Here is a 14,264-nt window from a genome sequence, read left to right as displayed (position 1 = left end):
GCGGCCGTGCCGGTCCCGACGGCCGAGCGCCAGCATGCGCCCTTCGACGGCTGGGCCGCACAAGAGGGCGGCACCCGCGGCGGCGCCCTGGCCAGCCCCGCCCATGTGTACACCGTGCGCGACCGCGCCCAGCTGCTGGCGGCCCTGAGCGCAACAGCGCCGGCGCGCATCGTGCGCGTGGCGGCGAGCATCGACATGAGCGAGGGGCGTCCTTTTCGCGATACAAAGGACCAGGCGCAGCGCGGCATCATACGCATCCCGTCGAATACCACCCTGATCGGGGTGGCTCCGGGAGCCGGCTTCGTCCACGGCAGTCTGATCGTCGCGAACGTCGAACAGGTGGTGATCCGCAACCTCGCTATCCGCAACCCCTGCGACGTCGGCCCGGTCTGGGATCCGCACGACGGCAGCAAGGGCAACTGGAATTCCGAATTCGACGGCATTACCGTCTCCGGCTCGCACCACGTCTGGATCGACCATAACAGCTTTACCGACGCGCCACAGACGGACGACAGGCAAGCGGTCGCGAACGGCAAGATCATGCAGTGCCATGACGGCGCAGTCGACATCACGCGCGGTTCCGACTACGTCAGTGTCACCTACAACCACTTCGCCGAGCACGAGAAGAACATGCTGATCGGCGCAAGCGACGCGGCCACCGGCGACGCCGGCAAGCTGCGCGTGACCCTGAAAGGCAACCTGTTCGAGCACGTGGCCGAACGCGCGCCGCGGGTGCGTTACGGCCAGGTGCACCTGCTGAACAACTACTATGTCGGCGACCGCCAGCGCCCGGTGTACCGCCACGGCTACAGTGTCGGCGCCGCCCATGCGGCGCGCATCATCTCGGATGCCAATGCGTTCGACGTCGCCGGCGCCGCGAGCTGCAAGCAGATCGTGCGCGACCCGGCCTCCAGCCCCGGCATCTTTGCCGACAGCGGCTCTCTGCTGAACGGCAGGCCTCTCGCGGACTGCGCCTATGGGGGCGACGCCGGCTGGCGCGTGCCCTACCGCTACACGGCGCTGCCCGCCAGCGAGGTAGCGCGCCACGTGCGCGAGCATGCCGGCCCGCGCCCCATGCAGCAAGCCGCGGACGGCTATGCCGAGGCACGCTTCGTCCCGGTGGCCGGCAGCCCCTTCCTGCTGCGCGCCCGCCAGGACGCGAACGGCGACTGGCAGGGCGCCAGCCTGCAGCTCAGCGACGACCGCAAGGTCTGGGTAGTGGAGCTGCTGGAATCGCGCGGCGGCGAGGTCAAGCGCATCAAGCAGGTGCGCCGCAATGCCTCGCTGCCGGGCACGCCGGTGGTGCTGCGCTATGCGGCCGAACCGGGACCGCAGGATAATGTGCTGAACGTCTCGGTGGACGGCGACCGCGCCACCTGGCTGGTGGCGCCGCCCTTCCCCGCGGTGCAGCCGGTCAGCTGGGACGCGGGCGCGAATACCCTGTTCGACCTGCGCGGCGGCCCTGCCGGCACGCCGCCCGAGCGCGTGACCGTCCACGTCGGCGCCGACCGCATCGCGCTGCAGGCCGGCGACACGCCCGAGACCATCCGGGTCGGCGGCGCCGGCGGAAGTGCGCACATCGCCGCGCTCTCCGCCGATCCGCGCATCGCGCATGCCGATGCCGCGAGCGGCGCCCTGCGCCTGGCCCCGCACGCCGCGGGCCGCACCACGGTGACGGTGCGCAGCCTCGACGATCCATGGGCGCAGGCCGTGTTCACGGTCGACGTGGGCGCCCCCTTCGCCGCGCCGGCCGGCACCACCCTGCCCCCTGGGGCCACCGCCCTGCCGGCCAACGGCGAGCGCGGCGTGCCGCCCGATACGCCGCTGCGCCTCGTCTTCGCGGAAGAACCGGTGCTCAGCGGCGAAGGCAGCGTGCGCGTCTACCGCAAGCGCGACAAGGCCCTGGTCGCGGTCATCCGCCCGGGCGAAACCGTCATTGCACTGGCGCCGCAGGAGCGCCAGCGCCTGCTGCGCATGCATCCGATCACGGTGCAGGGCAAGGAACTGCGCGTGCGCATGCCCCGGCTGCTCGAGCGCGGCCTCGAGTACGAGGCGGTGGTCGATGCGCGCCTGGTGCGCGTCAAGGGTTTCGAGGGCGCGCGCTGGTCCTTCCGCACCACGCCCCACCAGCCGGTGGGCGACAGCATCACCGTGGACACGGCCGGGCGCGCCGATTTCCGCACCGTGCAGGCCGCGCTCGACCACGCCATGTCGCTGCCGCGCGACAAGGCAGTGACGGTGAACGTGCGCGACGGCGTCTATCCGGAACTGCTCTACCTGGTTGACAAGGACAATGTCATGCTGCGCGGCCAGAGTCGAGAAGCGACCATCATCCGCGCCGCCAACAGCGAAACCCGCAATCCGGGCTCGGGCAGCGGGCAGCCGGACGGCACGGCCGGCATCGACGGCGGCCGCGCCCAGTTCCTGGTCCAGGACGTCGACCTGTTCGAGATTCGCGACATCGCCCTGCACAACAGCACCCGCCGCAGCGACGGCCATTCGGCCCAGGCCGAAACGATCTTCTTCAGGAGCGAGAACGGCCGCCTGATCGCGCGCAATGCGCACTTCGTGAGCGAACAGGACACGCTGCAGCTGCACGGCTACGCCTGGTTCTACAAGTCGCTCATCGAAGGCAACGTCGACTTCGTCTGGGGGAACAACCGCGCCGCCCTGTTCGAAGAGAGCGAACTACGTACGGTAGGCGACAGCGCCAATCCGCAAAGCGGCGGCTACATCGTGCAGGCGCGCACCGTGGGCAAGGACGATCCGGGCTTCGTGTTCCTGCGTTCGCGCCTGACGCGCGGCCCCGGCCCGGCGGGCAACCTACCGCCCGACGGCGCAACGTACTTCGCACGCTCGCCGGGCACCGCGAATACCTGGGACAACGTCGCCTTCATCGCGTGCAGCGTCGGCCCGCACATCGCCGCGGATGCCTGGTACCGCAAGCCGCTGCCGAATCCCCTGGAGGGCGGCTGGCGCGAATACGGCAACCGTTCGGAAGACGGGCAGCCGCGCAGCTACGGCGGCTACCAGATGGACCGGACGCAGGCCGCGCGCCTGTCGACCCGCGCCGCGGTGTTCGCCGGCCGCGCCTGGAATCCTCAGCCTTGAGGACATGGCGGCCACCCTGGCCGCATAAAGGCGCGCGCAGCGCTTGACAGTGCCGTTTACAGCTGTAATCATGAAGTGAGATTACAACTGTAAATGGTGCTGTCATGTCGAATCCTTCCCCCATCAACATCAGCGACGCCGAGTCGCACGTCATGGAAGTGCTGTGGCGCGCGCCCGGCCCGGTGGTGGCCGAACAGGTCGTCGTCGCCCTCTCCGAGAGCCAGCACTGGCAGACCGCCACCGTCAAGACCCTGCTCAACCGCCTGCTCAAGAAGGGGGCGATCGCCGCGCAGAAGGATGGGCGGCGCTTCCTCTACCACGCCGTGCTGCCGCGCGAGGCCTGGCTGGCGCGCGAAAGCGAAAGCCTGGTGCAGCGCCTGTTCGGCGGACGCATCGCGCCGCTGGTCGCCCATTTCGGCAGCCAGAAAAAACTGTCGCAGGCGGACATCCGGGAACTGCGCAAGCTGATCGACGAGCTCGATGATGGCCAGTGAGCTCCTGCCCCTGGTCCTGCGCGCGGCGCTGTTTGCCGGCCTGGCGACCCTGATCCTGCTGGCAGTACGCAAGCTGTTACGGCGCTGGCTCGGCGCGACGCTGGCTTACCAGGCCTGGCTGATCGTGCCGATCGTGGTGGCGGCAAGCCTGTTGCCACGAAGCGCGGCCCCATCCGGCTTGTCCGTACAGGCGCTGCGCCCAGTGCAGGCGCTGGCCGTGCAGGCCGCGCCGGCAGTCACGGCGGACGGAGCCGGCATGCTGCCCTTCATCTGGATGGCCGGCGTCGCGGCGATGGCATGGTGGTTCATCCGCGGCCATTTGCGCTTCCTGCGCCAGGCAGGCGAGCTGACCCGCTCCGGCGGCGTGTTCGTCGGCGCCGCCGGAGCGGGTCCGGCTTCGGTCGGCCTGCTCCGCCCGCGGATCGTGGTGCCGCGCGACTTCGCACAGCGCTACACGCCCGCCGAGCAGGCGCTGGTGATCGCCCACGAACAAGTCCACGTCGCGCGCCGCGATGCCTTTGCCAACCTGCTGACGGCCCTGTTCCAGTGCCTGTTCTGGTTCAACCCGCTGATCCACGTCGGCGCGCGCCGCCTGCGCCAGGACCAGGAACTGGCCTGCGATGCCGCCGTCATGCGGCGCCATCCAGGTCAGCGCCGCACCTATGCCGAAGCACTGCTCAAATCCCATGCCGGCGCCTTTGCGGCGGGCGGCATCCACTGCCACTGGCAAACGCAACACCCTACCAAGGAGCGCATCATGAGCCTGCAGCAAGCCTTACCCGGAACCCTGCGCCGCATCGCTGGCCGCTGTACCCTCGCCCTGCTGGCCGCGGGCGCTTTCGGCACGACGCTGGGCGTGCGCGCCGAGCAGGCCGCAGGCGTGCCCCAGTATTCGGTGGCGATGGTCATCGGCGATGCGAACAGTTCATCGGTCTCCTTCCAGCTCAAGGCGGAAGGCTTCGAGGGAGATGGCAAGGAATCCATCCCGCGCGTGCTGACGCCGGCCGGCGAAAAGTTCAGCGTGAGCACGGGCGAATGGCGCCTCGACATGATCGTCCATCCGGCCGAGACGCCCGACAAGGTCTGGCTGACCGGGAAACTGTTCAAGGGCGCAGCCCTGGTGACGGCGCCAACCTTGCTGGCCCGCGTCGGCGAAGCGGCTACCGTCAGGGTCGGCGAGGGCGAGAAAGCCTTCAGCGTGGCGATGACCGTGACAACACCACCGTAAAGACGGCTCCGTTAGCTTATAATTGGTTGGTCCACTTGCAACAATACCCGCACCAAACTAAGATCGCTGGTTTGGCATCGGCCACCATATTTACAAACGACGGACCCATCGATGAAGAAAACCGCTGCGCTGAACGAGAACAGCGTCAACGAGCCACGCTTGTACCGGGTGGTCTCGGCCAAGATCGAGGAACTGATCCGCGCCGAAAACATCCGTCCGGGCGAGCGCCTGCCGGCCGAGCGCGAGCTGGCCACCAAGCTCGGCGTCAGCCGCACCTCGCTGCGCGAAGCCCTGATCGCCCTGGAACTGGGCGGCACGGTCGAAGTGCGCGGCGGCTCGGGGGTGTACGTCAGCGAACAGGCCCAGCCCCAGGCCGAGGTGCCGACCGCCGGCCCCGGGCCATTCGAAGTGCTGGCCGCGCGCCGCCTGATCGAGGTCGAAGTCGCGGCGCTGGCCGCGAAGCACGCCAGCGATTCGGCCATCGACGCCATCCTGCGCGCGGTGGAAGAGATGGAACAGCACCACGAAGACCGCAGCGGCAACGAATCGGCCGACCGCAACTTCCACCTGGCGATCGCGCGCGCCACCGGCAACAGCGCGATGGTCGGCGTGATCGAATACCTGTGGAGCCAGCGCGGCTCGCTCTGGCACAAGCTGAAGGAACACTTCCAGACCGAAGAACTGCGCCAGCAGACCCTGATCGACCACCGCAACATCTTCGCCGCCATCGCCTCGCACGACGTGGCCGGCGCCCGCACCGCCATGCGCGCCCACCTCGACCGCGTGACCCGCACTTTCTCGCGCGGCTGATGCCTTGTCCGGGCCGGGCCGTCGGCCCGGCTGTCCACCCTTCCCGCCGTTCTCTCCCCTCCCTGCGTTTCCAGGTTGCCTTCGCGTTGCGGAAATATTGCTGTTTGAATAATTGGCCCAACCGCATTGTATTTACCAACAGACCAAAAATAAGTGGTTCGTCCAGATTGCGAAAGCGGTCAGACCAAAGTAGAATCCGCTACAGACCAATCAATCATCTGCTGATCCCTTACCGCCGTCGCACGAGGATGGCCTGCCGCGGACCACAGCGCTGTGCATTGGACGGCAGTGACCTCGTCACCACCGCGCGGATACCCCTGCGTATCCCTTCGCGCGATCCAGGGACACACCCGGACGCAATTCTGATTTGAGCAGGAGACTTCCAGTGAAACAAACTCGTATCACCGAACAACGCTTCCTTCTGACGGCAATCACTGCCGCAGTGCTGACCCTGACGAACACTGCCATCGCGCAGGACGCGCCGATGCAGCGCGTCGAAGTGACCGGTTCCTCGATCAAGCGCCTCGCCACCGAGAATGCCCTTCCGCTGACCACCTACAAGGCCGAGGAACTGACCAACCAGGGCCTGACCACGATGACGGAAGTCGCCGTGGCCCTGACCGTCGCGGCGACCAACGAACCGGTCGGCGGCGGCGGCGGCGGCACCATGATCAACATGCGCGGCCTGAACACCAACCGTACCCTGGTGCTGCTGAACGGCCGCCGCCTGGCCAACGAGGCGCTGGGCGCGAGCTCGGTCAACGTCGACGTGATCCCGATGGCCGCCATCGAGCGCGTCGAAGTGCTGCGTGACGGTGCATCGGCCCTGTACGGCACCGACGCGATCGCCGGCGTGGTCAACTTCATCACCAAAAAATCGGTCCAGGACGTGACCGTCCACGCCAGCACGGTGCAGCCGGAACAATCCGGCGGCGGCGACCAGAAGCGCGTCACCCTGATCGCCGGCAAGGGCGACATGGCCACCGACGGCTGGAACGTCTACACCGCCTTCAGCGCCCAGCGCCGCGAGTCGCTGATGCAGAAGGACCGCCCGAACATCTGGGATCCGGTCAAGCTGGCTGCGCTCGGCGGCAACCCGTTCACCTCGAACACCTCGGGCGGCTCGGCATCGCCGGCGAACTACACCATCTACCGCAACGGCAAGTCGGCCAACATCACCGGCAACCCGTATTTCGCCTCCGGTTGCGTAGCGCCGGGCCTGCCGCAGACCACGGTGCCGTCGACCCGTACCAACGCCAACGGCGGCAAGACCTGCATCACCGACCCGACCATCTACCCGCAGCTGCTGCCGGAAAACCAGCAGGTCACCCTGTTCACCAAGGGCAGCCTGGCCCATGGCGACGGCGGCGTGCTGACGGTGGAACTGAACCTGTCGCGCTCCTACATCGACGCCATCAGCCCGCCGCAGCCCTTTGGTGCGAACACCAACTATGACGTCCTAACCGCCTCGCGCAAGCCCCTGATGATCACCAAGGCCAGCAAGTGGTACCCGGGCGGCAGCGGCGGCGTGCCGGCAGTGGCCGGCCTGAACGGCGAAGACCTGGCGCTGACCTGGAGCCTGGACGAGCTGGGCGCAGCCAAGCTGCACGACGTACAAAAGAATGCCCGCCTGGTGGTGGCCGATGAAGGCCAGATCAAGGGATGGGATTACCGCGTCGGCGGCTCCTACGGCTACAGCCACCGCGATACCGGCTTCAAGGAAAACTTCGTGCGCACCCCGGCCGTGTACGCCGGCGTCGCCAACGGCATCCTGAGCCCGTTCGGCGCCCAGGATGCCGCCGGCCGCGCCTACCTGGAGAGCATCTCGGCCGACGGCGAGGACTTCCGCATCGCCGACGTGCGCCACTATGGCCTCGACTTCAACCTGAGCCGCACCCTGATGGACCTGCCAGGCGGCTCGCTGGGCCTGGCCGTGGGCGGCGACTGGCACCGCGAGACCTACGAGGAAGATGCGCGCATGATCGCCAACGAGGTGGTCCATCGCGTCTCTGGCTCGCCGGGCAACAACCCGAGCGGCGCACGCCGCGTCGCCGGCCTGTACGCCGAACTCGATGCGCCCGTCACGAAAGAGCTGAACCTGAACTTCGCGGTGCGCGGCGACCATTTCAGCGATTTCGGTTCGACCTGGAATCCGAAGGCCAGCTTCCGCTACCAGCCGATGAAGCAGCTGATGGTGCGCGGCACGGTCAGCACCGGCTTCCGTGCGCCGACCCTGCCTGAACTGTACGGCACCCCGCGCACCCTGACCCCGTCGACCTCGAGCTGGGACGATCCGCTGCTGTGCCCGAGCGCCACCCCGAACGTGGCCGGTTCCGGTACCCTGACCACCGATCCGCGCTATGCCGGCCTGGGCCTGGACGCCGAGCGCGTCTGCAACACGCGCCTGACCACGCTGGTCGGCGCCAACCCGGACCTGCAGCCGGAAAAGTCGAAGACCTATACCGTCGGCTTCGTGGTCGAACCGGTCAAGAACTTCGTCGCCACCGTCGACTTCTGGAAGATCGACATGAAGGGCACCATCGCCCAGATCAACGAAGACTCCATCTTCGACAACCTGGCGCGCTACCAGGACCTGTTCGTGCGTAACCCGGACGGCACGCTTCAGTACATCACGAAGACGCGCCTGAACATGGGTGGCCTCAAGACCCAGGGTATCGACCTGAGCCTGAACTACTCGTACCCGACCAAGAACTGGGGCCGCTTCGGCTTCTCGATGGACGGCACCTATACCGACAAGTACGAAGGCCAGAACGACGTCGGCAGCCCATGGGTCGACAGCGTCGGCCGCATCGGCGCCCTGTCCACCGGCTCCACCTCGGCCAACACCTACATCTTCAAGTGGAAGCACCAGGCGCGCGTGAACTGGAACTACGGTCCGTTCTTCGCCCAGTTGACGCAGCAGTACTCGTCGACCTATGAAGACACCAACGCGCTGCCGACCCAGCAGCCGGGCCAGCCGTTCTACAACGTGATCGCACCGTACCGCGTGTACAACCTGTCGACCAGCTGGAAGGTGAACAAGCAGCTCAAGATCGGCGCCGGCGTGAACAACCTGTTCGACGAAGAGCCGCCACTGTCGAACCAGCGCCTGTCCTCGCGTGTCGTGTTTGCGCAGAACATCGCCAAGCCGATCGGGCGTGCCTTCACGCTGCGCGCGGACTACACGTTCTAAGCGTCTCCGGACCGTGACCAACGCAGGGCGGACGATGACCTCGTCCGCCCTGCGCACATGGAGCGACCCCATGACGCACCTCCCCTCGTTCTCGCGCCCATGCCGGCGCCGGCAAACAAAAGGAAACACCATGACAACGCGACACATCAATCCGCAACGCCGTTCGCTGCTGTATGCTGCATCGGCATCGGTGGCCGGCCTGGCTGTGGGACCGGCGCTCGCCGCAAGCGGAGGAGCCAAGGTGGCACAAGACGATCCCTGGGCGCGCGCCCAAAACATCATCGACGGGTTCAGGAAGCCGCTCGTCTTCCCCAAGCGCGACTTTTCCATCACCGCCTACGGCGCCAAGCCCTGCGAAGCAGTCATGGTGACGGGTTACGTGGCCGACCACGAAGAGGGCAAGCTCAGCACCCCGGCGCCGGGCGCCCATGACTGCTACGCGGCGATCGCGGCGGCCATCGCCGCCTGCAGCGCGGCGGGCGGCGGCCGGGTCGTGATCCCGGCCGGTAACTGGCTGGTGAAGGGACCGATCGTCCTGAAATCCAACGTCAACGTGCACCTGGCCAAGGGCGCCCACGTCTACTTCAGCAACGATCCGGAAGACTTCGCCAAATACGGAGAGTATGACTGCGGACCCAATGGCAAGCTGGTGATCTCGCGCTGGCAGAGCAACGACTGCCTGAACTATTCGCCGATGGTCTACGCCTACGGCCAGACCAACATCGCCCTCACCGGCGAAGACTGGACCAGCATCCTCGACGGCCAGGGCGGCGTGCCGCGTGCCGATGGCGAGACCTGGTGGGACTGGAAGGGCAAGCGCAAGGGCGTGGCAGGAAAGGCGCACAACCAGAAGCGCACGCAGATCGCGGTCAACCCGCTCAATCCCTCCTCGATCCGGGCAGTGGCCCCGAATCTGAACGACGCCCAGGTCGCCCTCATGGAGGGCAAGAACGACAAATGGCGCACCGACGAAGCCTACTTGCCGACGCTGTCGGAAGCGGGCGTGCCGGCCGCGAAACGGGTGTTCGGCCGCGGCCACTACCTGCGCCCCTGCATGGTCGAATTCATCGGCTGCACCAATGTGCTGATGCAGGGCTACCAGCTGAACCAGACGCCGTTCTGGCAGCACCACCCGGTCAACTGCAGCAAGGTCGAGATCCGCGGCGTGCACATGGACAGCATGGGACCGAACAGCGACGGCTTCGACCCGGAAGCCTGCAACACCGTGCTGGTCGACGGCTGCACCTTCAACAGCGGCGACGACTGCATCGCGATCAAGGCCGGCAAGAACCTCGACACCCAGTTCGGCCCGACCCAGAACGTGGTGATCCAGAACTGCGTCATGAACAGCGGCCACGGCGGCGTCACGCTGGGCAGCGAGATGGCGGGCGGGATCCAGCACGTATATGCGCAGGACATCGAGTTCCGCAACACGCACTGGGCAAGCGACCCGCTCAACACCGCGATCCGCCTGAAGACCAATATGAACCGCGGCGGCTTCCTGCGCCACTTCTACGTGCGCAACGTGACCATGCCGAACGGCGTCAACCTCAAGCCGCAGTTCTACACCCCGCTGCCCGGCTCGCCGATCAAACCGAAGTCGGTCGGCGCCGGAGCCGGCGCCGTGATCACCTTCGACTGCGACTACGCGCCGAACGCCGACAACGTGCGCACCCGCCCACCTAGCGTGGAGCACATCCACATCTCCGGCGTCAGGGTCGGCAACGTCGCCACGGAGAATGGCCCGCGCTCCTGCTACCAGGCGCTGCTCCTGCTCGGCCCGGTCGCCTTCGACTACAACGGCGACAAGCCGGTCGACATCCTGCCGATCCGCGACGTGACCATCACCGACTGCGACTTCGGCACCCCGGTGAACGCGGACCAGCCCTGGTTCATCTACAACGTCCGCAACGTCAAGCTGAGCAAGGTCACCATCGCGGGCAAGGTCTACAACACCACCCTGCAGGCCTGAAGCCTGCACCGGTTTCGGTGCAGGATGAGCTAGGATGTCGGACTGACAGCCACCGCTTCCTAGCCGACACCGATGCTCGACCTGATCAACGCCATCCCGCGCAGCCTGATTCTTCCTCCCGCCAACCTGTTCCTGTTGATCCTGATCGGCCTCGCGCTATGGCGCCGCTGGCCGCGCATCGGCCGCAGTCTTGCGGGAACCGGGCTGGCGCTACTGGCCTTGCTGTCGATGCCGAAGGTGGCCGAGCTGTTCGTCACGCCGCTGGAGCGGATGACCGCGCCCCTGCACGCGCCCGAACGCGCCGGCGCCCAGGCGATCGTGGTGCTCGGGGCCGGACGGCTGCGTAACGCCCCCGAGTACGGCGGCCGCGACATCCCCGATGTCACCGCCCTGGCGCGCCTGCGCTACGCGGCCCACCTGCAGCGGCGCACGAAGCTGCCCATCCTGGTCAGCGGCGGCACCGTCGGAAAGCCGCCCGCCGGTGAACGCGCTTACTCGCTGGCCGATGCGATGGCGACCGCCTTGCGCGAGGATTTCGGCGTGCCGGTGCAATGGGTCGAAGCACGCTCGCGCGACACCGCGGAAAACGCCGCCTACAGCGCCGCGCTGCTGCGCGCGGATGAGGTCCGGCGTGTCCTGCTGGTGACCGATGCCATGCACATGGCGCGCGCCCGCGCCGCGTTCGAACGCGCCGGGCTCGAGGTGGTCGACGCACCGACCATGTTCTTCACCGGCCAGGCCCGCAGCATCCACGCCTGGGTGCCCAGTGCCGAGGGCTTGCGCCGCTCCTGGTATGCCATGTACGAACTGATCGGCATGGGCTGGTACCGGCTGCGCGCGGGCGGCGCCCAGGTTCCCGAGCGTTGAGCGCTCAGCCGCCGGCCCGCTTCGGCTGGTGGCCGAGCTTCCTGAGCGTTTCCATGATCAGCTCGCAGTGCTCGCCCTGCACTTCGATCACCCCATCCTTCACGGTGCCGCCGGAACCGCATGCCGTGCGCAGCTGCTTGCCCAGCTGGGCCAGTTGGGTGGCATCGAGCGCGAGGCCCTTGACGATGGTCACGCTCTTGCCGCCCCGACCCTTGGTTTGCAAGGAGACGCGCACCACGCCGTCGCCCTTGACCGCGGCCCTGGCCTTGCACTCGCAGGCCGAGACGGGCTTGCGGCATGCGGGGCACATGCGGCCGCTCTCGGTGGAATAGACGAGGCCGCTGTTCGAACTGCTCTTCATGTTCTGCTCAAGAATATCTGTGAAATCGGGGGGACGAGTGTAGCAGCATCGGCTCCTCAAAGCTGCGGCGGCGCAGCCGGACGGGTCCTGCACCACTGCGCGCGCAGCGCGAACACGGCCGCGACGTCGCCGGCCGGCGTTTCCTGGTTCGGCCGCATCTCGACGTACTTCACCACGGCATCGCAATGTCCCATCTTCGCGCCCAGGAGGAAGATGGCCCTTGCCAGGTCGAGATCGCCGTTCTGTTCCAGGATCAGCCCGTATTGATGGTAGGCCTCCGGAAGCCGGCCCTGCATCGCTTTCTGGAACAGCCTGGATGCTTCGTCCGCGTCCACAGGCACTACGCGGCCCGATACGAGCAGCTTGCCGAGGGCGAGCTCGGCGCGCCCTTCGCTGCGGCCAAGGGCCTTGCGGTACAGTGCCGCCGCCTGCGCGTCGTCCTGCACGTTTCCAAGGCCCAGTTCGAAGCTGCGGCCGAGATGGACCAGGCCTGACGCATCGCCCTGCGCCGCGGCGCGTGCGATCCAGGCCACTGCCGCCGTGCGCTCCTCGTCGGAGACGGCGCGCTGCATTCCCAGCAGGCCGAGGCGCATCTGCGCCTCGGCCAATCCGCCCTCGGCGGAGCGCGTCAGCCAGGACAAGGCCTTGTCCATGTCGAGCTCTCCCGCGGTGCCGTACTGGTAGGCCCACGCCAGGTTGGCCTGGGCCCAGCCGTGCCCCTGTTCCGCCGCCTTCGCGTACCAGTAGACCGCCTGTTTCTGGTCATACGGCACGCCGAGGCCACGGTAGTACAGCACGCCGAGATTGTTCTGCGCGAATGCATTGCCGGCTTGCGCCGCGCGCAGGTACCAGGCGGCGGCCTGCACGGGATCGGCCTCGACGTGGGTGCCGTGCTGGTACCAGGCGCCCAAGGTATTCTGGGCGACCGGATCGCCCGCTTCCGCACGTGTCCTCGTGCCGGCGAGCAGCGCCGCGTCCTGCGCCTGCGTCTTCTGCGCCCCGCCGGGTATCCAGACAAATTGCGTCTTGAGCCAGCCGGTCGGCGCCTGGCCCGTGGCTTGCACGCCATGAAAGTGGCAGTTGCGCACCGCATCGAGTGCGGCCTTGTCGAGGTCTTCCCTGCCGCTGGACGTGTACACGCGCGCATCGTTCGCGCGCCCCAGTTCGCCGATCAGCACTTCGACCGTCGTCTTGCCGCCGGCGCCCTGCGCCAGCGCGGCGGCGGGATAGACGGGGCGCCCGCAGGCATTCAGGTCCATGGCCATCAGCTGCTGCGGGTCCTGCAGGCGGGCGGCAAGCACTTGGGCGGGAAGGACGGCCGCGGCAGCGGCCAGGGAGAGGATGAGCTTCTTCATCCCTCGACTGTACGGCATCGCACGGCGCTACACATACACGCATTGTCACCTGTCGGCATGGCCGCAGGCGCCCCCACCGGTCAGCGCACGCCGCTAACCGGCAGCCAGGACGGCTTGGTATCGGTGTGCAGCTCGATGTCGACCGGATCGGTAAAGGGTGCGTCCAGGGTGCCGAGGGTGACCGCGATGCGCTCGGGCGTGTGCTCGCTGCGCCAGAACAGGGTGGACCCGCACTGCCGGCAGAAGGCGCGCCGGCCGTGGCTTGACGAGGCGTATTCGGTAATGAACTCTTCGCCACGTTCGATGCGCAAGCCGGCACGGGCAAGGTTGGCATAGGTGCCGGCGGCCGCCCCATGCTGCTTCTGGCACATGGTGCAATAGCAGTGGCTGGTGCTCTCGATCGGGCCGGCCGCCTGGTAGGCAACGGCGCCGCACAGGCAGCTTCCTCGTAACATGCTGGTCTCCTCGTAGTCCGGATCAGGCCGGCCGGTTCTCGGTCCCTTCGCCGCGCGTGACGTGCAACATGCGGCTCGGTTGGTGCACCCGGGCAGTATGCCAGACGCCGCGCGGCACCACGACCGCGCCGCTGCCCTCCAGCACGATCGTCTCCACCCCGCTGTCGCGTTCGAGCAGCAGTTCTACGTGACCTGCGAGCAGGTAGACGAATTCGTCGCCGCGCGGGTGCATTTCCCAGCTCGGCCAATCTTGCGTGAACGAGAATTCGCTGACCAGCCAGCCCTTGCCGAAGGCATCGAGTTCGGCTGGCGGCAGCTGCCAGAAAGATTCGCCTGGCACGCTGCGTGCCAGGCCATCGTCGGCGAGGTGGACATAGGTCTGCTGCGGGTCGAGGGCCATGAGGTCTCCAGTTTTCAA

11 protein-coding genes are annotated in these 14,264 nt (G+C 67.4%); 7 read left to right on the top strand and 4 right to left on the bottom strand.

Going from position 1 to position 14,264, the window contains the following annotated elements:
• The 7 genes from B2R83_RS10070 to B2R83_RS10040 all read left to right on the top strand — a co-directional run.
• Window positions 1-3,111 (top strand): pectinesterase family protein (locus B2R83_RS10070; protein WP_292040678.1); only part of this gene is annotated, 3,111 nt, incomplete at its 5' end.
• 104 nt (window positions 3,112-3,215) lie between these two features.
• Window positions 3,216-3,605, top strand: coding sequence for a BlaI/MecI/CopY family transcriptional regulator (locus tag B2R83_RS10065; protein WP_292040675.1), 390 nt, complete (start codon window positions 3,216-3,218; stop codon window positions 3,603-3,605).
• The gene (locus tag B2R83_RS10060; RefSeq protein WP_292040672.1) at window positions 3,595-4,833 is read left to right on the top strand and encodes a M56 family metallopeptidase; all 1,239 of its coding nucleotides are present in this window, start codon (window positions 3,595-3,597) and stop codon (window positions 4,831-4,833) included. Before B2R83_RS10065 ends, B2R83_RS10060 begins: the two co-directional genes overlap by 11 nt.
• Window positions 4,834-4,944: 111 nt before the next feature.
• Window positions 4,945-5,643: a FadR/GntR family transcriptional regulator gene (locus B2R83_RS10055; protein ID WP_051996733.1), complete on the top strand. Its 699-nt coding sequence runs from the start codon at window positions 4,945-4,947 to the stop codon at window positions 5,641-5,643.
• 385 nt (window positions 5,644-6,028) lie between these two features.
• On the top strand, window positions 6,029-8,836 hold the full coding sequence (locus tag B2R83_RS10050; protein ID WP_292040670.1) for a TonB-dependent receptor plug domain-containing protein: 2,808 nt from the start codon (window positions 6,029-6,031) through the stop codon (window positions 8,834-8,836).
• Window positions 8,837-8,966: 130 nt separating this feature from the next.
• Window positions 8,967-10,808 carry a glycoside hydrolase family 28 protein gene (locus B2R83_RS10045; protein WP_292040668.1) on the top strand — a complete coding sequence of 614 codons (1,842 nt, stop codon included), beginning with the start codon at window positions 8,967-8,969 and terminating at the stop codon, window positions 10,806-10,808.
• A gap of 72 nt (window positions 10,809-10,880) precedes the next feature.
• Window positions 10,881-11,675, top strand: a complete 795-nt coding sequence (locus B2R83_RS10040; RefSeq protein WP_292040666.1) for a YdcF family protein — start codon at window positions 10,881-10,883, stop codon at window positions 11,673-11,675.
• 4 nt (window positions 11,676-11,679) lie between these two features.
• Here B2R83_RS10040 and B2R83_RS10035 read toward each other — a convergent pair whose 3' ends face one another.
• The 4 genes from B2R83_RS10035 to B2R83_RS10020 form a co-directional block, all read right to left on the bottom strand.
• Window positions 11,680-12,036: a translation initiation factor Sui1 gene (locus tag B2R83_RS10035; protein WP_292040665.1), complete on the bottom strand. Its 357-nt coding sequence runs from the start codon at window positions 12,034-12,036 to the stop codon at window positions 11,680-11,682.
• A 56-nt stretch (window positions 12,037-12,092) separates the two neighbouring features.
• The gene (locus B2R83_RS10030; RefSeq protein ID WP_292040663.1) at window positions 12,093-13,391 is read right to left on the bottom strand and encodes a TonB family protein; all 1,299 of its coding nucleotides are present in this window, start codon (window positions 13,389-13,391) and stop codon (window positions 12,093-12,095) included.
• Between the two features lie 80 nt (window positions 13,392-13,471).
• Window positions 13,472-13,846 carry a GFA family protein gene (locus tag B2R83_RS10025; RefSeq protein ID WP_292040661.1) on the bottom strand — a complete coding sequence of 125 codons (375 nt, stop codon included), beginning with the start codon at window positions 13,844-13,846 and terminating at the stop codon, window positions 13,472-13,474.
• A gap of 22 nt (window positions 13,847-13,868) precedes the next feature.
• Window positions 13,869-14,246: a cupin domain-containing protein gene (locus B2R83_RS10020; protein WP_292040659.1), complete on the bottom strand. Its 378-nt coding sequence runs from the start codon at window positions 14,244-14,246 to the stop codon at window positions 13,869-13,871.
• Window positions 14,247-14,264: the final 18 nt, after the last annotated feature.

Origin of the sequence: Massilia sp. UBA6681 (assembly GCF_002454935.1) — a bacterium.
GTDB lineage: Bacteria > Pseudomonadota > Gammaproteobacteria > Burkholderiales > Burkholderiaceae_D > Telluria > Telluria varians.
The sequence above is the reverse complement of the archived record's forward strand: the minus strand, read 5'-3'. Positions and strand labels throughout refer to the sequence as shown.